Source organism: Streptomyces sp. WAC00040, from assembly GCF_056835925.1.
In genome coordinates, this window is sequence record NZ_JAKQZE010000002.1 from 1,033,299 (window position 1) to 1,058,328 (window position 25,030).

Here is a 25,030-nt window from a genome sequence, read left to right on the forward strand (position 1 = left end):
GTGGGCGACTTGCGGCTCAGTAGGTGACGTGGATGCGGCGCGCCGGGCCGTCGACCCGGATCCGTCCTCCGACGGGGACGACGAGTTGCGGGTCGGTGTGGCCGAAGTCGACGTCGAACACCGCCATGGTGTCGGGGGCGTACCGGTCGAGAGCCCGTAGGACGGCGTCGCGCTGCTCCCGGCGGAAGCGCGCCCGGGCCTGCGGGTCGAGCGGATTCTCGAACGACCAGCTCTTCGCCCTGGCCATCAACAGCGCAGGGAACTGCCGCAGCAGCCCGCGTTCACCCATGCTCCTGAGAATGAAGAAGACGTCCTGAGCACGCGGCATCTCCTCCGACGTCTCCAGGAAGAGCACGTTGCCGGCGTACGGGTCGACCGGTTCACCGATGCGGCCCGCCATCAGCAGCCAGGACAGGATCTCCAGGTTGCCGCCCCAGCCGGCTCCTTCGACCACCCGGTCGCCGTTGTGCCAGAACCAGCCTTCGGCGGGCTCCGTCGCCGGTTCGGTCTCGAAGGTCCGCGGGTCGTCCCAGGGCCGGTTGACGTCGCCGTACGTGGGCGAGGGAGTGAGCTCGTACTCGCCCGAGGTGAACAGCGCCGCCCGGAGCGAGTCCGCCGTCAGCGGGTGTATCGCGCCGGGTCGCCCGAGTTCGACCATCACCGAACCGCCGTGGTAAGCGACCATGCCCAGGTCCCGCAGGTACAGCAGCAGGTTGGTGTTGTCGCTGTAGCCGAAGAAGGGCTTCGGGTTGGCGCGGACAAGGTCGCCGTCGAGGTGAGGGAGGACGGTGATCTGGTCGTCGCCGCCGATGCTCGCGATGACCGCCTTGATGTCGGGGTCCGCGAAGGCCGCGTGGATGTCGGCGGCCCTCTCCTCGGGCGTCGCGCCCATCTTCCGGGTCGTCGGGTATTCCACCGCCTTCAGCCCGAAGTCCTCCTGGAGCCTGCGCAACCCCAACTCGTGGGGAAGGGGAAGGTGTCCAGGCAGACCGGAGGAAGGGGACAGCACCGCGACCCGATCTCCGGGGCGGGGCTTGGCTGGGTGAAGGGGGGCCGTCATCTCATGATCGTAGGACCGGGCGGACCCGCGGCCGAAACGATTTGCTCGGCGGTGTCCTGCACGTTCGCCCTCCGTCGCGGACGGCACGCGGTCGGGCGGGACATGTGGTGGGGGAGACCTGCCCGGCGGGCCGGACAGGTCGAGCAGAGCGCCGACTCGTGACGGGGCGCGCTGTTGCCGGCCGGCGTGCGGTTGTGGACGGGCACCGGTCCCGGAGCGCACGACGGGCCGCGGCCGGAAAGTGGCCGGCCGCGCGTCGTGCACCGGATCGCGGGCACCGGGGCCCATGGTTGTGGTCGTTGCCGCGTCGCGCCGCCGGGCGCGCCGGCGCGGGAGGCTGGAAGGTGGCCGCAGACAGCGATCCGAAGGAGGAAGCCACCATGACCGGGCATGTGACCGTCGGTCTGGACAACTCGCCCGAGAGTCTCGCGGCGGCGCACTGGGCGGCGCGGGAGGCTGCCCTGCGCGGTGCGGACCTGTTCCTGGTGCACGTGGAGGAGTGGCCGCTGCCGGTGGCCGTGGCCATGCCGACCGTCACTCGTGACGACCACCGCGACTGGGCGGACCGACTGCTGGAAGGCGCGGTGGACGAGTTGCGGCTCGCCCACCCGGGACTTCGGATCTCCGGGCGCCGGATGTCGGGGCGGCCCGCCGGTGCACTCGCCGTCGAGGCCGCGGACGCGGACCTGCTGGTGCTCGGATCACGCGGGCTGGGGACCGTGATGGGCGCTCTCATGGGCTCGGTCGGGCTGGCGGCCGTCGCCGCCACCACGGCACCGGTCGTCGTCGTACGCGCCGACGGCAGCGAATACGGGCACGGGCCGGACAAGGAGGTCGTGGTCGGGGTGGACCTCCACCGGCCCGCCGGTCCGGTCCTCGCCTTCGCCTTCGAGGAGGCGGCACGGCGCCGATGCACCCTGCGCGCCGTGCACGGCTGGAAGCTGCCCCTGATGTTCGTTCACTCCGACCAGGCCCGGGCAGAGGCCGGACGCGAGTCGGCGACGGCCCTCGGCGAGGCACTGCTGCCCTGGCGGCAGGCGCACCCGTCGGTGGCCGTGCTGGAACGGCCCATGATGGGCGCGGGCGCGCAAGTGCTGGTCGACGAGGCCGCCGACGCGGGCCTCGTGGTGGTCGGCCGGCACATCCGCCGCGCGCCCCTGGTCCCGCACATCGGCCACGTCGCGCATGCCGCGATGCACCACTGCAGGGCGCCGGTCGCGGTGGTCGCGCACGAGTGACAGCGATGCGGCGCGCACTCCATGGAGCGGCCACGCCGACGCGGGCAGCGCCGCCCGCGCCGCCGGCGTACGTACGGGATTCCGGGCGGTCAGGCGCCATCGGACCGTGTGGGGGCGCCGCGGGCCTCGTCGCGGCGTCCGAGGTGGTCAGGACCGGTCGTCGGCGAGTTGCCGGGGGAGCTGGACCAGCAGGAGACGGGCGTCCGCCCGCACGTTGCACTCGCTTATGGTCCGGCGGACCTCCGCGGTGAGGCCGCTCCTCGTCAGAAGACGCAGCGCCACCGTCACTTCGCCGAGCCCCTGCCGTGGGCCGTCCTGTTGCTGGAAATGCCGGTAGAGACTGTTCGGCCAGCGATCCGGGTCGGTGTCCCGCCAGAGCCGGGGCCCATCGGTACTGAAGCGGCAGTGCTGGCCGCCGTGCGGTTCCTGGAGCAGCGAGTGACTGACCGGCACGGTGCTGAACAGGGGCACGAGCCTGACCCGCAGATCGTCGTTCTCGACGAGGCGTTGCTGCTGCCAGTGCCGGTTGCCGGAGACCGCCATCCGCAGCGCGGCGAGCACGTACGGGTGCCCGCTGGGTGCCATGACGGGGTACTCGTCCTGCCACTGGGGCCAGGACGCCGGCGGGTGTGCCGCCGGCAGCGCGCCGGGCCGGTGCGTGCTGCCCCGCAGGGGCACCACATGGTCGTTGTCCACGGCGGGATTATCACCCGAGTGCGGGGTCCGCGTCGTCACGACGTCCATTTCGGGGCGACCTTGTCCGGTCTCCCGATGGAGGGCCCGCACACGACCGCACCCGCCGCGGATATGTGGCGGTCCGGTCGTGTTCTCCGGCACCCCGAAGTCCCAGGCGTACGCGTTGTACGGGCCGGTGTGCGAGAACGTGCCTTCGGGCCTGGATCACCCCGTACGACTCGCCTGCCGGGTAGGGCAGTTCGTACCAGTAGTCGGCCGCGGCGGCGGGTGGTGCGCCGCGAGCGCGATGGCCGTGACGGCGAGCACCGCGCCCGCCACCGCGGACGTCTTGCGCAGCACCGTTCTCGTTCTCCTCACCATGCGTCTCCGTCCTGGAACCGATCGGGATCTGGGCGTGCGTGCTGGAATTGGTGTGTGCCGCGTTTCAACTGACCTTTTCATGCGGGATGTTGCTTGACCTTGCCCAGGAAAACCCGTAACACCGGACCGGCTGACGACATCCGCACCAGCCGTCGCTCCGGAGCCGTGCTCTCGGTGCGAGGATGAGAAGTGGTGCCGGGCGCGCCGCCCGAGCGACAAGACGCCAGGAGATCCCGTGTACGACGACCACCGGACGGCAGAGCGTCCTGAGCGGGCGTTCCCCACCCCGAACAGCCTCACCGGGGTCGGTGTCGTCGTCCTCGACGAGGGCGGGCGGCGGGTGCTGCTCGGACTCGGCCACGACGGGCGATGGGAGCTGCCCGGCGGGAAGGTCGACCCCGGGGAGGGATTCGAGGGCGGCGCGAGAGTTGGCGGAGGAGACGGGCCTGCGGGCGGAGCCGGCGGCAGTACGCATCGGGGCCGTGCTGGTGGACGGGGAGCGCGGGCTCACGCGGGTGACGGGCGCCGCCCTCGTCACACGGGCGGCCGGTACACCGCGAGTGCGGGAGCCGGACAAGATCGTGCGGTGGGAGTGGTTCCCGCCGGAGGCTGTGCCGGAGCCGCTGTTCGCGCCGTCCGCCGCGGTGCTGCGGAGCTGGCGAACGGGGCCGACGGCCGCGGCCGACGACCGGTTCCGCCGCTATCCCGTCTTCGCTGATCCGGAAAGCGGCGGCTCGACACCGTCAGCAACGTCCTCCAGCTGACCGTCGTCCTGCTCGGTCCCGCCATGGCCGTCCACGCCACCGACATCCTGGTACGCCGCAACCGCTACGACGGGCCCGTGCTCATGGACGAGACCACCGGCAGCCCCTTCTGGTACACCGCCGGCGTCAACCCGGCGGGCGCCGTCGCCCTCGTCTCCGGCGTCGTCGCGGCCGCCCTCAGCGTGAACACGCTCTACACCGGGCCCGTGGCGCGTGCCCTGGGCGGAGTGGACCTCGCCCTGCCCGTCGGCATGATCGTCGCCGCTGGCGTCTACGCGCTCATGATGCGGAAATCCGACAACGCGCGCGCCGCGCGGAGTCTGACGGCGTGAGCGACCCGGACCCTGTGCCGGGCGCTCAGGTCGGCCGGGCCGTGACCGAGCCGTCCCGCTCGGCCTGCACACGGACGCCCAGGCCGTGGCTGATCCGGCCCAGGACGTCGTGCACGAGACGGCAGTCGGACGCGGAGGCGTGCGTCAGCCGCAGCCGCCGGGCCTGCAGGGGAACGATCCTGACCTCGTGGAGAGCGCCGGTGGCGGGATCGATCGAGGCGAGGTGCAGCAGACGCAGGTCGTCCCGGTACCGTTCGTAGCCGCCGATGCCCTCGTAGTCGTTGATCAGGTCCCCGCAGCCGTAGAGGACGAGTCGGCCGCGGTACACCTCCACGGGCCGCGGATGGTGGGACGAGTGCCCGTGCACGATGTCCGCGCCGCCGTCGATCAGCGCGTGGGCGAAGCGCACCTGGCCGCGTGGGACCTGGTAACCCCAGTTGGAGCCCATGTGCACGGACACGACCGTCACGTCGCCCGGCCGCCTCACCTCGCGCAGCCGAGCCGTCACGTCCGCCGCGACGGCGGGCGACGGGTCGGCCGCGAAGTGGACCCCACTGCGCCGTGCGGTGGCCGCCCACTCCGGCGGGACACCGCTGGACTCCATGCCCAGTGAGACGACGAGAACCCGCCGGCCGCCGTCCAGCGGGAGGCTCGCGCACCGCCGAGCGGCCGCCAGGTCCCGCCCCGCGCCGGCCGTGCGCAGGCCCGCGTCCGCGAGGACCGCGAGTGTCTCCTCCAGCCCTTGGCGGCCGTAGTCCAGGACATGGTTGTTGGCGAGGACGCAGACATCGGGACGGGCCGCCGTCAGGCAGGGCAGATTCGCCGGGTTCATCCGGTAGAGGACCTCTTTGCCATCGGTCGCGTCGTCGCTCCGCGTCACTGAGGTCTCCAGATTCAGCAACCGCACGTCGGGCCCGGCTTCCTCGAGCACCGGCAGTGCGTCGCCCCAGGGCCACGAGAACGGGACCGGGCGGGGAACCTTGCCGTTCACCGCCTCCGCCATCTCGACGTAGGCCCGCGCGTCGCGGACGTAGGGCTCGGACAGGGCCGGATCGCCGGGGTGCGGAAGGATCTGGTCCACGCCGCGGCCGAGCATCACGTCACCGCTGAGGAACAGGGTGACGAGGCCACTGCCCATGACTCCACGGTAGTCCGCCCGGTCACGGTGCCGTCCCGGCCGCTTCTGCCGTCCCCCACGAGCGGATCATGCACGAGCGGATCAGGCCGGCTCGCGCCGACCGGTTACCGTCGGGCGGATGCCGAAGCTGAAGGAGAACCGATGAGGCGGGTACTGGTCACGGGAGCGTCGCGAGGGATCGGCCGCGCCGTCGCGGTGGCGTTCGCGGAACAGGGCGACACCGTGGCGGTCCACTACGGGGCCCGGCGCGAGGACGCCGAGGAGACACTGCGGCGGTTGCCCGGCCACGGCCACACTCTTGTCGCCGGCGATATCAGCGATCCGGGCGTGGCGCGACGCATCGTCGACGATGCCGTGGCGACGCTGGGCGGGGTCGACGTCCTGGTCAACAACGCCGCCCTCGCTCCCTCCGCCGACAACCGGCACTCCGTGGCCGACGTCTCCTACGAGGATTGGCAGCGGTCCTGGCAGCGCATGATCGACGTCAATCTGCTCGGCGCGGCGAATCTGACGTACGGCGTCGCCAGGCACCTCATCGACCGGGGCGCGACGGGCAGCATCGTCAACGTCGGCTCCCGCGGCGCGTTCCGGGGAGAGCCCGACTTCCCCGCGTACGGCGCGAGCAAGGCCGCGCTGCACGCGTTCGGGCAGTCGATGGCCGTCGCGCTGGCGCCGCACGGGATCTCGGTGACGTCCGTGGCCCCCGGTTTCGTCGCGACGGAACGGCAGGCCGCGAAGCTGGTGGGGCAGGGCGGCGAGGCGCTGCGTGGCGAGAGCCCTTTCGGGCGTGTCGGGACGGCCGAGGAGGTGGCGGAGGCCGTGCTCTACCTCGCCTCACCCGGGGCCGTCTGGTCGTCGGGCGCGGTGCTCGACCTCAATGGCGCGTCGCATCTTCGTACTTGAGGGTGAGACGCGAGGGGACGCCGGGCGCGGTCGCGGACGATGACAGGCCTTGCGTGGGGCTCGCCGCAGCCGGGGCCGTGCAGGGCCGACGGGCCCGGGACGGTGGGGGTCGCCGTGCCCGGCCCGACACACCGCCGACCAGGCTCGAACGTCATCGGCTCCCCTCCACCACGCCGTCCCCGTTCCCGGTTTACGTCGCCGGCTGGCCGCTGATCTCCTCACGCAGCCCGCTCGGCACACGGACGGTCCGGCGTTCGGCCGCCTCGGCGGTCAGGTCCCGGCTCCAGCGCCGGCTGTTGCGGGCCGCCGTGCGCACCTCCTCCTCGCGAGCAGCGGCGGTGCCGACCGTACAGCGGGCGCGGTCGGCGGCGGGCAGTTCCTGTTCCAGGGCCCGGCTGGCGGTCAGCCTGTGGGCGGGGCTGTCGCGCAGGAGACGGCAGAGCCGCAGGTGCTGCGGCGCGACGACCGATGGTGGCGGTCTCCTGAGTGAGCGCGCGGGCACGCTTGCGAACGCCCGGCACACCGCCGGACGCGGACGACTGTGACCTGACGTCCGGCTCAGGAGACGCCCGTGGGGCGGAATTCCAGCGGCGCGGTGGGTCCGGCGGGTCGGGCCCACCGAGCGGGAGCCGGGCCCCTGCCGCACGTCCGACCGGATCTCGTAGAAATCTACGGACAGCCTGCGGCCGCTTTCATGTCTTTTACTCCTGGCACCTTCCGCTCGGGTGCCTGTGTACTCCTCAACAAGTTGCAAGGAAGCAAGAGATGAGTGCCGTGGATTCCCTCCGGCCTGCCGCGGGGGAGCGCCGCCGTTGAGGCCGGCATCGGGAAAGAGGAGCGACCGTGACCGCACACACCCAGGAAACGAGTATCCAGGAACTCGAGCGCGGCTGGATGGACGAGGCGATCAGATCGGCGTGCAACAGCGTGACGAACGGCGGCGGTCCGTTCGGCGCCCTGGTCGCCAAGGGCGGCGAGATCGTCGCGATCAGCAACAACCAGGTCACCGCGACCCTGGACCCGACGGCGCACGCCGAGGTGAGCGCGATGCGCGCCGCCTGCAAGCAACTGGCCACCTTCTCGCTCGAGGGCTGCGTCCTGGTCACCTCGTGCGAGCCGTGTCCGATGTGTCTCTCCTCCGCGCTCTGGGCGCGCGTCGACCGGATCGTCTACGCCGCCGACCGGCATGATGCCGCGGTGGCCGGCTTCGACGACCGCAGGTTCTACGACCTGTTCGACAAGAAGCCCGCGTCGATGTGGCCGATGCCGGTCGAGCGGCTGGACCTGCCGAACCGCACGGCGCCGTTCGACGCGTGGCTCGCCAAGTCCGACCGCATCGACTACTGACAAGGAAGTTCTCTCGGAGACTCGGTGACGAGCCTGAAGCGGCTCTTGTTGCCGTTGATGTCCCGCTCGTCCGGGAGTTCGGGCAGTGGCCCGTCCAGAGGCAGACCCGTCAGGTCGGTCCCGAGAATCCCGGAGAGCTGGGCCACGCCGTACTCGGGCACCTGGAGGTCCGTGAGCTGCTGTGTCAGGTCCCGGGTCTCCGCCTCGGTCGAACCGATCACAGGGCAGACGCCGGGCAGGATCCTCACGTCCTCCTCCGCGCGACCGTGGCGTGCCGCCCGGCTCCTGAGGTCCTTGTCGAACTCCTGCGCGTCGGCCAGGGTCTGCTGCGCGGTGAACACCGCTTCCGTGTACCGGGCGGCGAACTCCTTGCCCGCCTCCGACGATCCCGCCTGCACCAGCAGCGGGCGCCCCTGCGGAGAGCGGGGCACATTCAAGGCCCGCGCACCTGGAAGTGCGTTGTCTCACATGCCGAATAGCTGGCCATGCGCCTGAAGTCCGCCGTTCACAAAGCGCATTCGCAGCGCCGGGATGCGGTGAATCGCCCGCAGGCTGCGACGTGGGGACACCCCCGTCGGAGCCCGCGGCACCGGACCCCTTACACAGCTGACCGGCCGGCGCGCAGTGCGCGCCGGCCGGTCACGAGGCACCCGTGTCGATCGGGGCCACAGGTCCACGGGGAAGCCGAGCCGCTGTGCGGCGTCGTCGCGGTCGCGCGCCGGCATCAGCCGGACGCGTCGGGCCGCGGGCGCCGGCGCCTCGCGAGGGGCGTCACACGTCGCCCGGTGCGATCCGGCCGCGCCAGCCGCCGGACTCGCCGCCCTGCTTCTCGATGTAGTCCTTGAACCTCCGCATGTCTCCCTTGACGCGCCGGTCGATGGTGCCGGTGACATCGGCGACCTTCTCCGCCGGACCGGACGGTTCGATGTCCATGACCAGCTCCACCCGCGTGTGCGTGTCATCCAGACTCTCGAAGCGGACGGTGCCCTTCTGCTGTGTGTCGCCACTGACGGTCCGCCAGGTGATCCGTTCGTCGGGGAACTGGTCGACGATCTCCGTGTCGAACTCGCGACGCACGCCGCCGATCTTGGTCGTCCAGTGGTTGTGGCGGTCGTCGATCTGCCGGATCTCCTCGACGCCCTCCATGAACTGGGGGAACTCCTCGAACATGGTCCACTGGTTGTACGCGGTCCGCACCGGAACCTCGACCTCGACGGCTTCCTTCACGGTGCTCATCAGTGCCTCCTTCTGTTCTGCGGCGATCCCTCTTTCAGCACGGCGACCAGCCGGTGTCGTGCCCGGACCGCCCGTGCTGATCCCCGGGTACCCAGTTACGCCCGCTCCTCACGTCGCTCTTCTCCGCACCCCGGCGCGACCGCCGGAATCGCCGCACCGGGCGGCCGCCGGAGCACGGCTCGTGGTCCCGGCTCCCGCGGTGTGCAGGCACGACTGCGCCTCGGCCGGGACCACGATCGGTCCCGGCCGATACGCGGACCACGACGGGTCCCCCTGGGAAGTGCTCCCGCGATGATCAGTCCCGGGCCGGCCGCCCGGTCATCGTGTCCTCCTCCCCGAGGCCCCGGCGGGCGCGCCGTCGATCACGAACTGTGAGCCCGTTCCGATGACCACATCGCCTTCGGCCGAGTTCGTGACGGTCACGAGCGTCGCGCTGCCACGGGCGCCGCCGTGCGCCAGGATGCCCGGCGAATAGCGTGATGGCGTCGAACTCCTGCGCCTCGCCCGGAAGGCCCCGCCCGTGCGGTGCGAAGCCGGGGTGGTTCATCGTGTCGGAGATCAGGTTGTTCTCGGCGGTGTTGCCGTAGCCGCCGTAGATCGCGATGCCGTCGGCACACCAGGGCAGCCGGACGGTGTTGTTGCGGAAGTGGTTGTCGTGGCCGACGCCGGTGGCGGGATCCTTGACGTACCGGCCGGCCCACACCGCGAGGCGTCGTCACCGGTGTTGCGGAACGAGGAGTTGAACACCGGCGAGTTGCGCGTGCCGTTGGCGAGGTCGATGCCGTCGGCGTACGTGTTCCTGATGCGCGTCCCGGTGAACTCGAGACCGTCTTCCGGACCCCACAGCTCGATCGAGCAGGATGGCGCCCACCATGGCCCACCCGTCGGACTGCCGGTCCTTCGCCGCCCCGGACTCGTCGTCCGGCGACAGCAGCGTGATCTCCTCGTCCAGCGTGACCGCCATGCGTGTTCCCCCTGGATCCAGTGGTTTCCTGATCGGAGACCGCCGGGCGTCACGCTCAATTCCCCCGAGGTGGCGTCCGAGGACTCGCGCTGCCGGCAGTCGCGGCAGTTGCCCGCGACCGTCGATCCGAAGAAGCGGCCGCAGTCCTCGCACTCCTGGAGCGGGACGACGCCGACCGCCCGGCGGCCTTCGGCAGCTCCGGCGGCATTCAGTGCTCAAGGCGGTACGCGGGGAGCCGCGACGGCCGGTACGGGGTGCCTGCGGATAGCACGGCGGCGGGCATACGGGGCGACCCGCGGCCCAGGTCACGGTCAGACACGTCGTGACGGCCGGGACCAGGCCGGCGGTGCCCCTGGGCGCGCCGTGCCCCCCGCGGAGCCGGGACACGGTCATGAAGCGCTGACTACGGCCCGATCTCGAACTCCGGCGGTTGGAGACCCGCGAGGCATCCCGTGTTCGGCGCGGTGGGACTGTCGAAGAACGAGGCGGTGATCGCTTGCGCACACGGTGACTCGGCGAAGGCGACATGCGCGACGTAGGGGACCGTGACGGAGGTGGACCTGCTCAGCGTACGGGCGGCGTACGCACCGTTGCTCGCCCCGGTCTGGGCGTCGAACCCGGCTGACACGACCAGGGTCGGGATGTCGCTCCGCGTCACTTTCCGGATCGGGCGCGATGCCGCGGGGACCTCCCAGGCGCGGCAGTCGTCATGAAGGAAGGGGAGCTGCGGAGCGTTGGCGAGCACGGAGCGGGGGAACGACGGGAACGCGCGCCGCCCCTCCCGGATCACGTCGGCCTCGCTCTCGAACGGTGTCCACTCGCTGCAGAAGACGCCGTAGGCGAGCCCGTGGGCAAGTCTTCCGACGGCTTGCGGGCTGAGCTTGCCGCCCGCCCACTGCTCGGCGATGCGCTGCGGGTTGCCGTGGGCCAGCTCGTCGACGGAGCGGGGCACTCCGGCCGCCAGGTGGGTGGCGGAGGTCAGCCAGTTCACCAGGACCCCGCCGTCCAGCACGACTTTCGCCGGCGTCGGGCGGCCCGGGACGGTGACGGTGGTGGTGAGCGGTCGGGCTTCGAGCTCACGGACGAGGCGCTCGAAGGTGCCCGACAGGTTGGGATAGCGGCGGTTGCAGGCGGGCTGCTCCGCACACGCCTTGAACAGACCGTCGAACCCCTGCCGTGCGGCGCTCCAGGTCAGGCTCGCCCCTGCCAGGGACGGCGGCAGGACGCCGTCGATGCCGACCGACCGGATGCCCTTCGGGTGCTCGCGCATGTAGGTGAGAGCCAGGTCGGTGCCGTAGGAGATGCCGAACACGTTCCACTGATCGATGCCCAGCGCGGCGCGCAGGGCTGCGTAGTCGGCGGCGCTCTCGGTGCTGTTGTAGGCGCTGCGGTCGGCCCGCTTCGCCGACTGCTCGCGGCAGGTCCGCGTCGCCTCGACGTGCAGGCGCCCGGTGGACGGCGCACCGTAGACGAGGCCTACGGAGCGTGCGTTGAACTCGTCGATGTTCGGACAGGTGAGCGCCGGGTCGGCCGAGTAGGCGCCCCGCTGGGACATGAAGATCACGTCCCGGTCACGGTTCAGGCCGCCGTCGATCGCCAACGGGACCTCGGAGACCGCGTCGTCGCCGGGCCCGCCGGCGAACCACACGATCGGGTCGGGCGCCGGTCTGCTCGTGGCCGCCGGCACGATCGCCACCCCGAGGGTGATCCTTCGGCCCTTTCCGCGGGAACGGTTCTCGGGCACGGTGAGCGTCCCGCAGCGGGCCCGCTCGAGAGCGGGGATCGGGTCCGCCGTCCTCGGGCAGGGGCCCGGCACGAAGCGGGCGTCGCCCACCGTCCGGGCGACCGTGCCGAGCGGCGCTCCGGCACCGCCCCCGGCACGAGCGAGCGTCACGGCGAGGCCGACGACGAGGACACCGGCCGTGGCCCCGGCCAACGCGGCCGGGAGCCGGCGCGCGGTGCGCCGGTGGTGGTGGGGCGGGCGGACGGACATCATGCGCTCTCCGGGTCAGGGGTGATGGTGAACGGTCTCGGCGTGAGTCCTGCCACGCACGATCTGTCGGGCGCGGTCGGATGCGTGAGGAAGGAGGCCAGGACGCTCTGCGCGCAGGGGGACTGGGGGACCACCCAGTGGCCGATTCCGGGAATCCGCACGGCGGTTGAGCGGGGCAGCGTACGGCCCGTGTACGGCCCCCAGCGCGCTCCGGTCTTCGCGTCGAAGGTCCCGGAGACGATGAGTGTCGGCACCTTGCTGACGGTCGCCACCCGCTGGACGGACGTGCGGTCCGGGACGTTCCAGACGCGGCAGACGTCGTGCTCGAAGGGAAGCTGTGGTGCCTGGGCCAGGACTGTGTCCGGCCACCCGGGGAAGGCACGGCGCCCCGCCTTCAGCAGGTCGGACCGCGAATAGCCCGGCACCCACTCGCTGCAGGCCACCGACTGGGTCAGGCCGTGGGCGAACTCGCCGATGACGGGCTTCGCACCGGCGGCGCGGGCCTGCGCGAAGCGCTCAGGGCGTCCGTGGGCGAGTTCGTCGAGCGCCGCGGGGACGTCGACGGCCGGGACGGCGTTGGCCACCAGCAGGTTCACCAGCGCGCCCCCGTCGAGGACGACCTTCACCGGGTTTCCGCCGCTCGGCGGCTGAGCCGTCAGCGTGAGGGGGTGCGCCTCCAGCCGTCGGACCTGTTCCGTCAGCGTGAGCGGGAGGTCCGGGTAGCGGCTCTTGCAACGGGGCTGGGCCTCGCACGCCGCGAAGATCGCCCCGATCCCTTCCCTGGCGCTGTCCCAGGTCCACGGCAGGCTGACCAGCTGCGGCGGTACGACGGAGTCGATCGCCACCGAGCGAATCCCATAGGGGTGCCGACGCAGGAAAGTGAGGGCCAGGTCGGTGCCGTAGGAGTACCCGTAGACGTTCCACCGGTGGATGCCCAGTGCCTTGCGCAGGTCGGCGAAGTCGGCGGCGTTCTCGGTGGTGTTGTAGGCACTCAGCTCGATTCCGTCGGCCGTCAGACGATCCCGGCACTTCTTCGCCGCGCGCGTCAGGAGGCGCCCGGTCGACGGTGGGTCATAGCGCAGCCCCACGGCGGCCGCGTAGAACCGGTCGATCTCCGGGCAGGCGAGGTTCGGCTGCGAGTGGAGCGTTCCGCGCTGGGCCATGACGATCAGATCGCGATCCCGGTTCACGCCGGCGTCGACCAGGAAGGGGATGTCCCCGATCGCGTCGCCTCCGGGACCCCCGGTCATGAACACCACCGGGTCCTCGGCCGGCGTCTTCGAGGCGGCCGGAATGATCGCAACGGCCAGCCGGATGGTCCGTCCTCCCCGGTGGGCACGGTTCTCGGGCACCTCCAGGAACCCGCACCGCCCCGGGACCGGCTCGGGCGTCTTCGGGTAGGGGCCCGGGCACGAACCGCTCCGGGGGGCCTGACACGGGCCCGCCGCCGGGTGCCGGCAGCGCACCGGTCGGTGTCGTGCAGGCCGCTCACAGGAAGGCCAGACCGGCTGCGACGAGCGCCATCGTGGTGTGCGCCCGCCGGTAGCGTCGCCGCGCGTACCGGTGTTGCGCCTGCCTTCGCACGGACCTGCCGCTCCCGTGAACGGAGGGCGGACGACCTGGACCGGTGCCCTGTTCCGTCATGTGATCCCGTCTCTCTGACATCCCCGGCCGCCCCGACCGGGGACGACGCCGCGTGGCCCGGCCCGCCGCCGCATGGTCGGGGCGGGCACTGCGTACGCCAGCCTGAGCATGCGGGGAGACGTCCACCACTCGTGCGCTCCGTTCGGGCGTCGGCGGAAGCGGCGATCGCCGGCTTTGGGCGCGGGGTCGTCGCACGCCCTGCCTGCACCCTTGTCGCTGCGGCTGTCTGCGCTGCGACTGCGAGGCGGACTGTGCGGCCCGGGAGGCGCTGATCGCGGTCTGTGCCGCACGGGCCGCGCCGCGTGCGGGCCAGGCTGCCGTATCCGGCCGAGCCGGGCGTCGACGCCATCTGGTTCACGCCCTGGTACTTCTTGCCGCTGGCCGACGGTGGCTACGACGTCGCCGACTACCGCACCATCGACACTGCGTTCGGCACCCTTGCCCAGACGGAGAAGCTGATCGCGGAGGCCCTCGAGCTGAACATCCGCACCATCGTCGACATCGTTCCCAACCATGTTTCCGACCAGCACGCCTGGTTCCGCGCCGCACTCGCCGCGGGACATGGCAGCCCGGAACGGGACGACGCGGAATCCGTCCGGCACCCGCCGCACACACGCCTGCTGCTCGCCGCCGGCTCGCTGACGACGGCGGACGGCTGCCGCAGGACACGGCGGTGTGGCTGCGGACCTGACGGTCGCACCGGCGCCGGCCGGGGGACGGCGAGGGCCCGGGACGCGTCGCGTCCCGGGCCCTCGCCGATCGGTCAGGCCGCGTTACCGGCGCTCATCGCGCGGTGTGCCCGGATGATGTCCGTGTAGCGGTGGCCGCTGCCCTTGATCGTGCGGCGCTGCGTGGCGTAGTCGACGTGGACGAGGCCGAAGCGCTTGTCGTAGCCGTACGCCCACTCGAAGTTGTCCAGCAGGGACCAGGCGAAGTAGCCGGCCAGCGGGGCGCCCTTGCGGACGGCGCGGGCACAGGCGGCCAGGTGCTCCTCCAGGTACCGGGCACGCTCCCGGTCGTCGATGCTGCCGTCGGCACGGACGACGTCCGGGTAGGCGGAGCCGTTCTCCGTGACGTAGAGCCTGCGCGCGCCGTATTCGTCGGTGAGCCGCAGCAGCAGCGCCTCGATGCCGTTCGCGTCGATCTCCCAGTCCATGCCGGTGCGCGGCACGCCGGGACGCTCGACCTGCCGGGCGAACGGCGCGGGACCGGTGGGGTCGTCGGTGACGACCGCGGGGAAGTAGTAGTTCAGCCCCAGCCAGTCCAGCGGCGCGGCGATGGTCTCCATGTCACCCGGCAGTTCGGGCAGTTCGACGCCGTACACCTCGAGCATGTCGACGGGGAAACCGCGCCCGTGGACGGGATCGAGCCACCACCGGTTGGTGTGGCCGTCCATCCGCCGGGCCGCCGCGACGTCCGCGTCACGGTCGCTCACGGGAGCCACCGTGGAGAGGTTGTTGACGATCCCCACCTGCGCGCCGGGCGTCGCAGCGCGGATCGCCCCGGCGGCCAGGCCGTGGCCGAGCAACAGGTGGTAGGAGGCGCGGACGGCGGCGGTCAGATCGGTCGCTCCCGGGGCCATCCGGCCCTCCAGGTGCCCGATCCAGGCGGAACACAGCGGTTCGTTGAGCGTGGCCCAGTGCTTGACGCGGTCACCGAGCCGCTCGGCGACGGCGGAGGCGTACGCCGCGAGGTGGTGCGCGGTGTCCCGTTCCGGCCAGCCTCCCCGGTCCTGGAGGGCCTGTGGCAGGTCCCAGTGGTAGACCGTGACGGACGGGGTGATGCCCGCCTCGAGCAGCCCGTCCACGAGCTGGTCGTAGAAGTCGAGGCCGTTGGCGTTGACCTCACCGTCACCGCCCGGCACGACTCGGGGCCAGGCGACGGAGAGGCGATAGGCGTTGGTTCCCAGCTGCTTCATCAGCGCGATGTCCTCGCGCCAGCGGTGGTAGTGGTCGCAGGCGACATCGCCGTGGTCGTCGCCCGCGATTTTGCCGGGGGTGTGCGAGAACACGTCCCAGATGGACGGCGACCTGCCGTCCTCGGTGACCGCGCCCTCGATCTGGTAGGCGGAGGTGGCGGTGCCCCAGGCGAAGTCCTGCGGGAGGGCGTCAAGGTCGGTGAACTCGGTCACGGACGTCCTTTCTGGCAAGGGATCAGGGAATGGCGCGGCGAAGCGCCGGTCACTTCACGGCGCCGGCGGTGAGTCCGGTGACCAGATAGCGCTGGAGGAGGAGGAAGCCCGCCACCACGGGGACGGAGACCACGAGGGACGCGGCCATGATCTGGTTCCAGTACACGTCGTTCTGCGTCGAGTAGCCCTGGAGGCCGACGGCGAGCGTGCGCGTGGTGTCGTTGGTCATGACGGACGCGAAGAGGACCTCTCCCCACGCCGTCATGAAGGCATAGACGGCGACGGCGACGATGCCGGGGACAGCCGCCGGCACGACGACCCGGAAGAGGGCCTTCAGCGGCCCGCAGCCGTCGACCAGCGCGGCTTCGTCCAGTTCCCTGGGCACCGAGTCGAAGTAACCGATCAGCATCCAGATGGAGAACGGCAGCGAGAACGTGAGGTAGGTGAGGATCAGCCCGCCGCGTGAACCGAACAGCGCGACACCGGTCGTGTTCCCGATGTTGACGAAGATCAGGAACAACGGCAGCAGGAACAGGATGCCGGGGAACATCTGCGTCGACAGCACGGACACGGTGAACAGCCGCCTGCCCCGGAAGCGGTACCGGCTGACGGCATAGGCGGCGAAGATCGCGATGATCACCGAGCAGACGGTGGCCGCACCCGCCACGATCAGGGAGTTGACGAAGTATTTCGCCAGGGGGACGGTCTCCCAGATGTCGAAGTACGGGCGGATCGTCAGCCCGCTCGGCATCCACCGGAACTCGCTCGACACGTCCTCCAGGGGTTTGAGCGAGCTGGAGACCATGACGTGCACGGGCAGCAGCACGAAGCCCGTCAACAGGGTCAGAAAGATCCGCCGCGACCACACGAAGGACCGCGGCGCGGCCATCGGGGACCGGGGCACGGCGGTGCCGGTTTCGGGAGAGCTATGCATCGGTGGCCTTCCTCCCGCGGGAGGTGAAGAAGAGGTAGACGCCCGTCACCAGCAGCAGGAAGAGCAGCAGCAGTACGGACATGGCCGCGCCGGCGCCGAAGTTCCAGGTGGCGAACGACGACTGGTAGATGTGGATGGAGATGAGGTCGGCGGCTTCCGGCGCCGACTTGCCGAACAGCACGAACGGCGTGTTGAAGTCGTTGAACGTCCACAGGAAGAGCACCAGGACCAGCACCTGGTTGACGCTCCGCAGCGACGGCAGCGTGATCTTGCGGATCTGCTGCCACACACCGGCGCCGTCGAGCGCTCCCGCCTCGTACAGCTCGCTGGGGATGTTCTGCAGACCGGCCATGACGATGAGGAAGGCGAACGGCCAGCCCTTCCACACGGAGACGATGAGCAGTGCCCAGAAGCTGTTGTCCCCGATCAGCCAGAAGGAAGGGCTGTCGGTGAGCCCCAGCTGGTCGTGGAGCACATGGTTGATCAGTCCGTTGTCGCGCTGGAACATGAACGACCACGTGATGACGGCGGCGTAGACGGGCAGCGCGTAAGGCACCAGGAACAGGGCCCGCAGGAAGCCGCGGCCCTTGAACGTCTCCTGCATGAAGACTGCCGCAGCGGTGCCGAGCAGCCAGCACAGGCCGACGGACAGGACGGTGAACAGGCACGTGGTCGTGAACGACCTGAGCAGTGACTCGCCGGCCGGTGCGTCGAAGTCGACCGCGAATCGGAAGTTCTCCAGGCCCCGCCACGGGGCGGCTCCCCAGTCGCGCAGGTAGAACTGGGTGAGCTCCTTGAAGCTCATCGCGACGCCGATCACGATCGGCAGCAGGTGGATCAGGATCTCCAGCAGCAGCGCCGGGAGCAGCAGCAGGTAGGGCAGCGCCGTGCGGCGGGTCCGCCTGGAGCGGCGCGGGCCGCGCGCCGCCCCGGGGGAGTTCTTCCGCACGGCCGGTTCCCCGGTGGCCGGGACGACGGTCGTGTTCATGAGAGTGTCACTCATTGCTGGGGCATCTGCTGCTGGGCCTTGGCCAGTTCGGCGTTGACGGACTCGGTGGTCACCTCGCCGCCGTCGGCGGCGGACGCGAAGAGATTCTTGACCGCGGTGCCCACGACCGTCTCGAACTGCGACTCGCTCGGGACCTGGGGGAGCGCCTCGGCGCTGGTGGCGAGGGTGTCACGCAGCACCTTCAGCTCCGGCCGGTCGAACGCGGGGTCGCTCTGTGCGGCCTTGACCGGCGGTATGGACCCGTAGGTCTTGCAAAGCAGCTTCTGCTCCTCGTCGCTCGTCATGAACTTCACGAACTCCAGGGCCCCGTCGAGGTTCTTGGTGTTCTTGAAGACGGCCATGTTGATGCCGGCGACCATGGAGTTGACGTTCTTGCCCTGGCCCGGAGCGCCGGACCGGACGGGCACCGGCGCGACGCCCCACTCGTCGTCGCTCATGCCCTGGGACTTGAATGTGGAGGCGGCCGCCTGCCACAGCACCATCGCTGTCTTGTCCTTGGCGAAGTCGCTCAGCGACTGGTTCTGGGCGTACTCGGCGTTGCCCGGGGCGATGATCCTGTCCTTGGCCATGAAGTCCACGTACTGCTTCACGGCCGCGACGGCGCCCTCCGAGGTGAAGTCGGGCTTGCCCTCGGCGTCGAAGAAGGCGGCTCCGTGCTGCCGTCCGAGGACGAACACCTGGTGGATGTTGTTGGACAGGTTCGCACCCTCCGCGCCGAGGGCCCACTTTCCGTCCTTCGACAGCTTCTTGCCGGTCACGACCATCTCGTCCCAGGTGGTCGGCGGCTGCTCGATCCCGGCGTCCGCGAACATCTTCTTGTTGTAGTAGAGCGCGTAAGACATCGAGTACAGCGGCACCGCGGCCGGGTCGGTGCCGGCCGCGCCGGTCGAGCCGAGCGCGGCCTCCACGAACCGGTCCTTGCCGCCGATCTTCGAGAAGTTCTTCTCGTCCCACGGCAGCAGCGCGCCGGTGGACTGGAGTGACGCGGACCAGGTGTTGCCGATGTTCAGGACGTCGGGGCCCTGGCCGGAGGTGGTGGCGGTCATGATCCGGGTCAGCAGGTCCGACCACGGAACGACCTCGAGCTCGACCTTGATGCCGGTCTTCTGCTCGAACTTCTTCAGCTCCGGCTCGAGGATCTTCTTGTCGGCCTCGATGTTCGGCCCCTGGTTCGACGCCCAGTAGGTGAGGGTCTTCGGCGACTCGTTGGAACCGCCGCCTCCGGCGGGCGAGCCGCCGCCGCACGCGGTCGCGGTGGCGAGCAGGGAGACGGCGACTGCACCACTGGCTACCGCTCTGTATCTGCGCATGACTCCAGGTGTCCCTTCCGGAGGTGTGGTGCCGCGGGGAGGTCCGACAGGCTGCGGCTTCGAAGGCCTCACGGCTTAATTTAGGACGTGAGTTAAGCTGCCGCGGGCGGCACCGTCAAGAGGTGGAACCCAGCGCACTTCCGGGGGAGCGCAGGCCGAAGGAGCGAAGGATGTCTGGACGAAGCGGGCGAACGGTCAATGACCTGCGGCGAAGCAATCGAGCGACGGTGCTGCAACGGTTGTATTTCGATGGCCCGATGAGCAGGCAGGCCCTCGGTCCCGCCACGGGGCTGAGCTCCGGCACCATCAGCAACGTCGTCGGCGAACTCATGGGCGACGGCCTGGTGGAGGAAGCCGGCAGCATCGAGTCCGACGGCGGCCGCCCCCGAACCCTCGTCCGCGTCGCGCCCGGCAGCGGATGCCTGATCGGTGTCGACGTCGGTGAAACCCGGGTGCGGGTGGAGCTGTTCGACCTCACTCTCACCGAACTGGCGCGCACCGAAAGGCCCTTGAACGGAGCCGGATACGACGTCGGCGTCATCGTGGAGCACATCCGCCACGCCATGGAAGAAGTGCTGCACGCGACGGGAGTCGGTGTCGACGGACTCCTCGGTGTGGGCGTCGGCGTGCCCGGCATCGTCGCCGCCACACCCGGGAGCGGGGCGATCGTCCACGGCCAGACCATCGGCTGGGACGCGGTCCCGTTGGAAGCCCTGCTGCGTGCCTCCTGCCGGCTGCCCGACACGGTGCCGTTCTTCATCGAGAACGGCGCGAGGACCCTCGGTCAGGCGGAGATGTGGTTCGGGGCCGGCCGGGGGGCGCAGAGCGTGGCCGTGATCCTCTTCGGCTCCGGCGTGGGCGCCTGCCATGTCACGGACACCGTCGAACAGGGCAGGGCCCTGGAATGGGGACATCTGACGGTCAACGTCGGTGGCCGCCGCTGCCGTTGCGGAGCGCTGGGCTGCCTCGAGGCGTACGCGGGGGCGGAGGCCCTGGTGGACCGGTGGCGCGAGGCGGGCGGCCGGCCACCGGAGGGGGCCGACGAGGAGAAGGCACTGACGGCGCTGCTCTGCGCGGCGTACCCGGGCGACGGTGACGGGACGCACCGGGGCGACGGTGACGGGGCGGACCCGAACGGCGGTGAAGGGGTTGGTGGGGGCGGCGGTGAGGGGACGTACCGGGACAGCGGTCAGGAGGCGGATCCCGTGGCGCTCGCGGTCGTGGAGGAGACGGCGGAGTACCTCGGTGCCGGGCTGTCCGGCCTGATCAATCTCTTCCAGCCCGAGCGCATCCTCATCGGCGGATGGGCCGGACTCCAGCTCGGCCCGCGCTTTCTCGCCGCCGTGAGGGAGCACGCCACTGCGTACTCGCTCCGCTACCCGGCCGGACGGGTGGCCATCGACCTGGGCCGACTGGGGCCGGACGCGGTCACGGTCGGTGCGGCCACTCTGCCGCTGGCAGGCTTCCTGGCGGGCGGTGGCAGACGGGCGAAGGCGGGGCGCGAAGCCCAACCGCCGGCGTGGCGGTCCGCGTTGGACGGCCGGGTGCCGAGCTGACAGCGGGGGAGCGGAGGGGGCCAACCGCACCGGGCCCGGCCCAGGCTCGGGGCGCCGGCCGCCGGGGCCGACCCCGGCTCTGCCGTCGGGCTCGAGACAATGGAGCCGCACGCCCCTGACCCACTGCTGAGGAGGTCGCCGTGGCAGTCGAACCCGACCGGCCCGCCCGCTCGCAGGCCGGGACCGTCCGGATCGTGGTAGCGGACGGCGGGCACGCCGTCCTCGTCCTATCGGGTGTCCTGGACACCCACGCGCTGCGTGAGCTCGAGGAACGGCTCCTCGACCCACGGCTGCGACAGTCGGGCACCTGGGTGCTGGAGATGAGCGGTCTGGATGGCATCGACCTCGCGTGCGCCTACGGCCTGCTCCGCGCCGTGACCGTTGCGTCGGAACCGGTCGGCATCACCGTCCGAGGCGCCCGCCGCGGCGTGGTGCGGACCTTGCGCCACGCGGGAGTCGACGCGGTGGCGACGATCGAGCCCTGACCGGCCACGCCTCGCCCGTGCTGTGCCATGCCGACTCGGAGCCCAATGCGTCGGCGCCCTGCCGTGACGACCCCTCCCTCACCGCCGGCCCATCATGGACCCGGCCGCTGGACCGTGTGCAGGCCCGCAAAGGGCGCCGCACGGCCCGGCAGTCTCAGACGCGTTCCATCGGACGGTGCGGGCCCGCGGGCAGCTCGACGGCGATCGTGTCGCCGGGGCGGACGGTACCTCCCTGCCGGACCACGCCCATGATTCCGGACTTGAAGGTGAAGTCCCCTGTCGTCGCGTCGAGTTCGAAGACCTCTTTCAGGAGGCCCTTCTGGAACGTGTTGATCTGTGAGCACGGATTGCGCAGCCCCGTCACCTCCACGATCGCCTCCTCACCGAGGCGCAGCAGCGCCCCGGTGGGCAGCCCGAGCAGGTCGATCCCGCGTGTGGAGACGTTCTCGCCGAGCTCGCCCGCGGCCACGGTGAAACCCTTCGTGGCGAGCTCGTCGAACAATTCCTCGTGCATGAGGTGCACTTGGCGCAGGTTGGGCAGGTGCGGATCGTGCTGCATGCGGAACCGGTGCTTGACCGTTTCCCCGGCGTGGACATCGCCCTCCACGCCGAGACCGGCGAGCAGCGTGATGCTCTCGCGGTTCGGCTTGCTGAACGAATACGTCCCGTTGCTGCTCACAGCTGTGACCCGCGCCATCGTCGTGCCCACTTCTCCTCGCCCGGTACGACCTTCGGTACGGCCAGCGTACTCAACGGTGAACGGCAGTTCGCCGGCGTGAAGCCGGGGAGCGGCGGCCGTTCGGCAGGACCCTCGTCGAGCGGGCCGCTCACCCCGGTCTGCCGGGCCGGCCGCCAGGTCCCGGGGTTCAGGTCCTCCTCGGCCGAGAACCCTCCGCCGGAGATCCCGCTCGTCTCACGATCACGGCACGCCCCGTCACACCGGACGTCCAGGCAGACCTCAGGTGCCCGGTGACCGAGGCGTGTCCGATCAACATCAGAGCGGGTTGAGGCGGGCTTTGAGCAGGCAGAACTCATTGCCTTCGGGGTCGGCCAGAACATGCCACTGTTCTTCGCCGGTCTGGCCGATGTCTGCCGGGCGCGCACCGAGCTTCAGCAGGCGTTCGAGCTCGGCGTCCTGATCGCGGTCCGTGGCGTTGACGTCGATGTGCAGCCGGGACTTCCCCTTCTCCGGTTCGTCCCTGCGACTGAGGAAGATCGTCGGCTGTGGACCGCCGAACCCTTCGCGCGGCCCGATCTCCACCGAGCCGTCGTCCTCGCGATCGAGCACGACGAAGTCCAGGACCTCGCACCAGAACCGTGCCAGCGCCTCAGGGTCGCTGCAACCGAGCACCAGTTCACTGATACGACATGCCATTGACGAAACCTCTTCTCCGCCCGGGAACCGCCGGGGAGGCCACACGCGAACTCGTGGCCCCAGCAGCGAAAACAACCCCGCGACCGTACCGGACCAGGCGATCACGGGCGAGGTGATTTCCGGGCCGGCCGTGTCCGGGCCGCAGCCGCCGGCACCGTCGGTCCGAGCCGACTCCGGCTGCGCTCATGATTCGTCGCACGGCACTTGGCCGTCCCGCACCCACGGCCGCAGCTTCTCGGGATTGCGGACCGCCCAGATGCGGGTGACGCGGCCGTCGGCGACAGCGAACGACGCCACGGTCATGACGGCTCCGGTGCGCCGGGCCACCAGCCCCGGCGCACCGTTGACCGAACGTTCCAGGAGTTGCAGCCCCGCGGCCTTGTCGGCGATGGCGACCATGTACTGGGCGATGCGCGCACCGCCTTCGATCGGACGCAGGACGGTACCGACCATGCCGCCGCCGTCGGCGGTCATCACGGCGGCCGGGTCGAGGAGGTCGACGAGGGCCGGGATGTCCTTGGCCTCCCAAGCCTCTTTGACACGCCGTACCGCGTCGGCCTGTCCGGCCGCCGTCGCCGGAGCCCGAGCGACACGCACCCGTCGCCGGGCGGAGGCCGCGAGCTGCTTGCAGGCGGCAGGGGTCCGGCCGAGGATGTCCGCGATCTCGGCGAACGGGTATCGAAAGACGTCGTGCAGGACGAACGCCACCCGCTCCGCGGGCGTCATCGACTCCATGACGACGAGGAGGGCCATGGCCACCGATTCGTCCAGGACCATCTGGCCGGCGGGGTCGGTGCCATGGCCGTGGTTCCGCTCGGCGTGGTCGGGCAGCGGGTCGGGCAACCATGCGCCGACATAGCGTTCACGCCGCGCCCGCGCCGAGCCGAGCACGTCCAGGCAGATGCGGCCGGTCACCTTCGTCAGCCAGGCCCCCGGGGACAGGATGTCGTCCTGGCGGCTTCGTGGCAGCGCGTACCAGCGCGCGTACGCCTCCTGCACGGCGTCCTCCGACTCGGCCAGCGATCCGAGCAACCGGTAGGCGACATTGATCAGTTGACGCCGCTCACCGGCTATCTCATCGGTGCTCGTCCCAGCCGTCCCCATGCTCCCGACCGCCTCCTCGCCTTACCTTTCGCAGGCCCGCGTCGTCGGCCTGGTGAGACCTTATCGATCTACTGCCCCCAGGGCGGAAAAGGGGACCGCGGCATGGCAACCCGGACGACGGCACAGCGCCGCTTCTCGTTCCTGCAGATCGCGATCACTCTGCAGATCCTGACGCTCTTCCTTCAAGCGGTCTCCGCCGGGCTGCTGCTGACCTCGTCCTACGGAGCGACGCTTCACAGCGTCGGAGCCCGCGTGATGTACGGGGCGTCGATGCTGTATCTGTTCGCGGCGGTGGCGGCGTGGAAGCCGGGTGGCGGCTCGCCCCGGCCCGTCCTGCACGCCTCCGGCTTCCTCGTCCTCGCCTCGGTCCAGGTCGTGCTCGGCATCGCGCACGTACCGTCGCTCCATGTCCCCCTGGGCGTCCTGATGTTCGGACTGAGTGTGCTGGCACTGGCGCGGCGCTGAAGTTTGAGCCGGGGCGTACAGGGGACCAGCCGCGGCCTGCCCGGCGGATGTGGCACGCGAGGATCCCCGGCGAGCGGTCGGCACCGCTCGCCGGGGACCGTTCAGCCTTTGAGGCTACGGCTTCTCCCCGGCGTGGAGAGCGCTCACCTCCGCGCTCAACGGAGTGCTCATCGCCCGCGCGGGCATGGCCCGTTCATCGTCACCCTCGCCTCCCTGCCGGGCGCCCGCGGGCTGCTGCTCGCCATCACCGACGAGGGCGCCACCACCTGTCTGGTGCCCAAGGACTCGGCGTTCGCCGGGCTCGGCCAGGGCAGCGTTCCGGGCTTGGGCTACCCGATCCTGATCGCCCTGGCGCTCTTCGCCGTCGGCGGCGTGGTGCTCCAGCGCACCTCGTTCGGTCAGACGCTCTTCGCGGTGGGAGGCAGCAGCGGCGCCGCCCTGCTCATGGGCTTCCCGTGTCATGGCCGAGCCGCGCAGGGCGGGACCCGGCTACCGGCTCGTGGTGCGTGAATCGACCTTCCGGAGACGGACCGGCCCACGGTGGTCAACCTCTGCAACCACGCCTACTTCAACCTCGCCGGAACCGGCGACATCCTGGCCCACACCCTTCAGGTCGACGCCCCGCGTACCTGCCGGTCCGCGACGACGGCATCCCGACGGGCCCGGTATTCGACGTCGCGGGCACGCCCTTCGACCTGACGGCACCCACGCTTCTGGGGGACCGGCTGTCGGCACCGGACGCCCAGATGGAACCGGCGGGGGCTTCGACCACTGCTGGGTCCTGTCCGCAGCCCCAGCCGGCACACTCCGGCGCGCCGCCCGGCTCACCGCCCCGGCCGAGGAACGGATCACGGGGGTGTGGACGACGGAACCAGGACTGCAGGTCTACTCCGCCAACCAGCTCAACGGCTCGCTCATGGACGGCCACGGACGCAGCCTCGACCGCTGCTCCACGAGCAGCGCCCGTCACGGCAGCGCACCTTTGT

The 25,030-nt window shown here is 70.9% G+C and carries 21 protein-coding genes and 6 pseudogenes; 11 read left to right on the forward strand and 16 right to left on the reverse strand.

The window, feature by feature from the left end:
- Positions 1 to 16: 16 nt before the first annotated feature.
- Positions 17 to 1,060, reverse strand: coding sequence for a S66 family peptidase (locus tag MDN94_RS24165; RefSeq protein WP_482727953.1), 1,044 nt, complete (start codon positions 1,058 to 1,060; stop codon positions 17 to 19).
- A gap of 380 nt (positions 1,061 to 1,440) precedes the next feature.
- On the opposite strand from MDN94_RS24165, the gene MDN94_RS24170 reads away from it, so the two are divergent.
- The gene (locus MDN94_RS24170) at positions 1,441 to 2,298 is read left to right on the forward strand and encodes a universal stress protein (RefSeq protein ID WP_482727954.1); all 858 of its coding nucleotides are present in this window, start codon (positions 1,441 to 1,443) and stop codon (positions 2,296 to 2,298) included.
- Positions 2,299 to 2,445: 147 nt separating this feature from the next.
- On the opposite strand, the gene MDN94_RS24175 is transcribed toward MDN94_RS24170, so the two are convergent.
- The gene (locus MDN94_RS24175) at positions 2,446 to 2,994 is read right to left on the reverse strand and encodes a hypothetical protein (RefSeq protein WP_482727955.1); all 549 of its coding nucleotides are present in this window, start codon (positions 2,992 to 2,994) and stop codon (positions 2,446 to 2,448) included.
- A gap of 595 nt (positions 2,995 to 3,589) precedes the next feature.
- On the opposite strand from MDN94_RS24175, the pseudogene MDN94_RS24180 reads away from it, so the two are divergent.
- Together MDN94_RS24180 and MDN94_RS24185 are read left to right on the forward strand one after the other, a co-directional pair.
- A pseudogene (locus MDN94_RS24180) lies at positions 3,590 to 4,118 on the forward strand (NUDIX domain-containing protein).
- Positions 4,088 to 4,450 (forward strand): annotated as a pseudogene (locus MDN94_RS24185) (cytosine permease); the annotation flags it as partial. The pseudogenes MDN94_RS24180 and MDN94_RS24185, both read left to right, overlap by 31 nt.
- A gap of 25 nt (positions 4,451 to 4,475) precedes the next feature.
- Here MDN94_RS24185 and MDN94_RS24190 read toward each other — a convergent pair.
- Positions 4,476 to 5,588: a CapA family protein gene (locus MDN94_RS24190; protein ID WP_482727956.1), complete on the reverse strand. Its 1,113-nt coding sequence runs from the start codon at positions 5,586 to 5,588 to the stop codon at positions 4,476 to 4,478.
- A 141-nt stretch (positions 5,589 to 5,729) separates the two neighbouring features.
- On the opposite strand from MDN94_RS24190, the gene MDN94_RS24195 reads away from it, so the two are divergent.
- Positions 5,730 to 6,491: an SDR family NAD(P)-dependent oxidoreductase gene (locus tag MDN94_RS24195; protein ID WP_482727957.1), complete on the forward strand. Its 762-nt coding sequence runs from the start codon at positions 5,730 to 5,732 to the stop codon at positions 6,489 to 6,491.
- Positions 6,492 to 6,681: 190 nt separating this feature from the next.
- Here the strand turns inward: MDN94_RS24195 and MDN94_RS24200 are convergent, their stop codons facing one another.
- Positions 6,682 to 6,993, reverse strand: coding sequence for a hypothetical protein (locus MDN94_RS24200; protein ID WP_482727958.1), 312 nt, complete (start codon positions 6,991 to 6,993; stop codon positions 6,682 to 6,684).
- Positions 6,994 to 7,334: 341 nt separating this feature from the next.
- On the opposite strand from MDN94_RS24200, the gene MDN94_RS24205 reads away from it, so the two are divergent.
- Positions 7,335 to 7,838, forward strand: a complete 504-nt coding sequence (locus tag MDN94_RS24205) for a nucleoside deaminase (RefSeq protein ID WP_441262335.1) — start codon at positions 7,335 to 7,337, stop codon at positions 7,836 to 7,838.
- Here MDN94_RS24205 and MDN94_RS24210 read toward each other — a convergent pair.
- The 5 genes and pseudogenes from MDN94_RS24210 to MDN94_RS24230 form a co-directional block, all read right to left on the reverse strand.
- Positions 7,832 to 8,269, reverse strand: a complete 438-nt coding sequence (locus MDN94_RS24210; protein WP_482728225.1) for an LLM class flavin-dependent oxidoreductase — start codon at positions 8,267 to 8,269, stop codon at positions 7,832 to 7,834. The genes MDN94_RS24205 and MDN94_RS24210 overlap by 7 nt on opposite strands.
- Before the next feature lie 340 nt (positions 8,270 to 8,609).
- The gene (locus tag MDN94_RS24215) at positions 8,610 to 9,074 is read right to left on the reverse strand and encodes an SRPBCC family protein (protein WP_482727959.1); all 465 of its coding nucleotides are present in this window, start codon (positions 9,072 to 9,074) and stop codon (positions 8,610 to 8,612) included.
- A gap of 318 nt (positions 9,075 to 9,392) precedes the next feature.
- Positions 9,393 to 9,923 (reverse strand): annotated as a pseudogene (locus tag MDN94_RS24220) (right-handed parallel beta-helix repeat-containing protein); the annotation flags it as partial.
- 518 nt (positions 9,924 to 10,441) lie between these two features.
- Positions 10,442 to 12,034: an alpha/beta fold hydrolase gene (locus MDN94_RS24225; RefSeq protein WP_482727960.1), complete on the reverse strand. Its 1,593-nt coding sequence runs from the start codon at positions 12,032 to 12,034 to the stop codon at positions 10,442 to 10,444.
- Positions 12,031 to 13,383: an alpha/beta fold hydrolase gene (locus MDN94_RS24230; protein ID WP_482727961.1), complete on the reverse strand. Its 1,353-nt coding sequence runs from the start codon at positions 13,381 to 13,383 to the stop codon at positions 12,031 to 12,033. The genes MDN94_RS24225 and MDN94_RS24230 overlap by 4 nt, the downstream gene beginning before the upstream one ends.
- 594 nt (positions 13,384 to 13,977) lie before the next feature.
- Between MDN94_RS24230 and MDN94_RS24235 the strand changes: the two are divergent.
- Positions 13,978 to 14,256 (forward strand): annotated as a pseudogene (locus MDN94_RS24235) (alpha-amylase family glycosyl hydrolase); the annotation flags it as partial.
- A 182-nt stretch (positions 14,257 to 14,438) separates the two neighbouring features.
- Here the strand turns inward: MDN94_RS24235 and MDN94_RS24240 are convergent.
- The 4 genes from MDN94_RS24240 to MDN94_RS24255 are packed head-to-tail and all read right to left on the reverse strand — an operon-like array spanning position 14,439 to position 19,059.
- Positions 14,439 to 15,806: a GH1 family beta-glucosidase gene (locus tag MDN94_RS24240; protein WP_482727962.1), complete on the reverse strand. Its 1,368-nt coding sequence runs from the start codon at positions 15,804 to 15,806 to the stop codon at positions 14,439 to 14,441.
- 49 nt (positions 15,807 to 15,855) lie between these two features.
- Positions 15,856 to 16,695 (reverse strand): carbohydrate ABC transporter permease, encoded by an 840-nt coding sequence (locus MDN94_RS24245; protein ID WP_482728226.1) that lies wholly within the window; start codon positions 16,693 to 16,695, stop codon positions 15,856 to 15,858.
- Positions 16,696 to 16,732: 37 nt separating this feature from the next.
- Entirely contained in the window at positions 16,733 to 17,743 is a 1,011-nt protein-coding gene (locus tag MDN94_RS24250) for a carbohydrate ABC transporter permease (protein WP_482727963.1), read from the reverse strand.
- On the reverse strand, positions 17,740 to 19,059 hold the full coding sequence (locus tag MDN94_RS24255) for an ABC transporter substrate-binding protein (protein ID WP_482727964.1): 1,320 nt from the start codon (positions 19,057 to 19,059) through the stop codon (positions 17,740 to 17,742). Before MDN94_RS24255 ends, MDN94_RS24250 begins: the two co-directional genes overlap by 4 nt.
- A 170-nt stretch (positions 19,060 to 19,229) precedes the next feature.
- Between MDN94_RS24255 and MDN94_RS24260 the strand changes: the two genes are divergently transcribed.
- Both MDN94_RS24260 and MDN94_RS24265 read left to right on the forward strand, forming a co-directional pair.
- A complete protein-coding gene (locus MDN94_RS24260; protein WP_482727965.1) occupies positions 19,230 to 20,615 on the forward strand; it encodes an ROK family transcriptional regulator in 1,386 nt (461 codons plus the stop codon).
- Positions 20,616 to 20,755: 140 nt separating this feature from the next.
- Positions 20,756 to 21,100, forward strand: a complete 345-nt coding sequence (locus MDN94_RS24265) for an STAS domain-containing protein (RefSeq protein ID WP_482727966.1) — start codon at positions 20,756 to 20,758, stop codon at positions 21,098 to 21,100.
- A 154-nt stretch (positions 21,101 to 21,254) separates the two neighbouring features.
- Here MDN94_RS24265 and MDN94_RS24270 read toward each other — a convergent pair whose 3' ends face one another.
- The 3 genes from MDN94_RS24270 to sigJ form a co-directional block, all read right to left on the reverse strand.
- Positions 21,255 to 21,797 (reverse strand): MOSC domain-containing protein, encoded by a 543-nt coding sequence (locus MDN94_RS24270; protein ID WP_482728227.1) that lies wholly within the window; start codon positions 21,795 to 21,797, stop codon positions 21,255 to 21,257.
- 297 nt (positions 21,798 to 22,094) lie between these two features.
- The gene (locus tag MDN94_RS24275) at positions 22,095 to 22,475 is read right to left on the reverse strand and encodes a VOC family protein (protein WP_482728228.1); all 381 of its coding nucleotides are present in this window, start codon (positions 22,473 to 22,475) and stop codon (positions 22,095 to 22,097) included.
- A gap of 183 nt (positions 22,476 to 22,658) precedes the next feature.
- Positions 22,659 to 23,579 (reverse strand): RNA polymerase sigma factor SigJ, encoded by a 921-nt coding sequence (gene sigJ / locus MDN94_RS24280; RefSeq protein ID WP_482727967.1) that lies wholly within the window; start codon positions 23,577 to 23,579, stop codon positions 22,659 to 22,661.
- 102 nt (positions 23,580 to 23,681) lie between these two features.
- Between sigJ and MDN94_RS24285 the strand changes: the two genes are divergently transcribed.
- The 3 genes and pseudogenes from MDN94_RS24285 to MDN94_RS24295 all read left to right on the forward strand — a co-directional run.
- Positions 23,682 to 24,044 carry a hypothetical protein gene (locus tag MDN94_RS24285; protein ID WP_482727968.1) on the forward strand — a complete coding sequence of 121 codons (363 nt, stop codon included), beginning with the start codon at positions 23,682 to 23,684 and terminating at the stop codon, positions 24,042 to 24,044.
- Positions 24,045 to 24,198: 154 nt separating this feature from the next.
- Positions 24,199 to 24,500 (forward strand): annotated as a pseudogene (locus MDN94_RS24290) (ABC transporter permease subunit); the annotation flags it as partial.
- Positions 24,501 to 24,569: 69 nt separating this feature from the next.
- A pseudogene (locus MDN94_RS24295) lies at positions 24,570 to 25,020 on the forward strand (aldose epimerase family protein); the annotation flags it as partial.
- Positions 25,021 to 25,030: the final 10 nt, after the last annotated feature.

Excerpts from the sequence above, each read along its gene's own strand:
- sigJ (WP_482727967.1), bottom strand. The coding sequence starts at position 23,579 with ATGGGGACGGCTGGGACGAGCACCGATGAGATAGCCGGTGAGCGGCGT.
- MDN94_RS24225 (WP_482727960.1), bottom strand. The coding sequence starts at position 12,034 with ATGATGTCCGTCCGCCCGCCCCACCACCACCGGCGCACCGCGCGCCGG.
- MDN94_RS24250 (WP_482727963.1), bottom strand. The coding sequence starts at position 17,743 with ATGAGTGACACTCTCATGAACACGACCGTCGTCCCGGCCACCGGGGAA.
- MDN94_RS24260 (WP_482727965.1), top strand. The coding sequence starts at position 19,230 with ATGTCTGGACGAAGCGGGCGAACGGTCAATGACCTGCGGCGAAGCAAT.
- MDN94_RS24270 (WP_482728227.1), bottom strand. The coding sequence starts at position 21,797 with ATGGCGCGGGTCACAGCTGTGAGCAGCAACGGGACGTATTCGTTCAGC.
- MDN94_RS24170 (WP_482727954.1), top strand. The coding sequence starts at position 1,441 with ATGACCGGGCATGTGACCGTCGGTCTGGACAACTCGCCCGAGAGTCTC.
- MDN94_RS24165 (WP_482727953.1), bottom strand. The coding sequence starts at position 1,060 with ATGACGGCCCCCCTTCACCCAGCCAAGCCCCGCCCCGGAGATCGGGTC.
- MDN94_RS24195 (WP_482727957.1), top strand. The coding sequence starts at position 5,730 with ATGAGGCGGGTACTGGTCACGGGAGCGTCGCGAGGGATCGGCCGCGCC.
- MDN94_RS24215 (WP_482727959.1), bottom strand. The coding sequence starts at position 9,074 with ATGAGCACCGTGAAGGAAGCCGTCGAGGTCGAGGTTCCGGTGCGGACC.
- MDN94_RS24275 (WP_482728228.1), bottom strand. The coding sequence starts at position 22,475 with ATGGCATGTCGTATCAGTGAACTGGTGCTCGGTTGCAGCGACCCTGAG.
- MDN94_RS24190 (WP_482727956.1), bottom strand. The coding sequence starts at position 5,588 with ATGGGCAGTGGCCTCGTCACCCTGTTCCTCAGCGGTGACGTGATGCTC.
- MDN94_RS24255 (WP_482727964.1), bottom strand. The coding sequence starts at position 19,059 with ATGCGCAGATACAGAGCGGTAGCCAGTGGTGCAGTCGCCGTCTCCCTG.
- MDN94_RS24245 (WP_482728226.1), bottom strand. The coding sequence starts at position 16,695 with ATGGCCGCGCCGCGGTCCTTCGTGTGGTCGCGGCGGATCTTTCTGACC.
- MDN94_RS24285 (WP_482727968.1), top strand. The coding sequence starts at position 23,682 with ATGGCAACCCGGACGACGGCACAGCGCCGCTTCTCGTTCCTGCAGATC.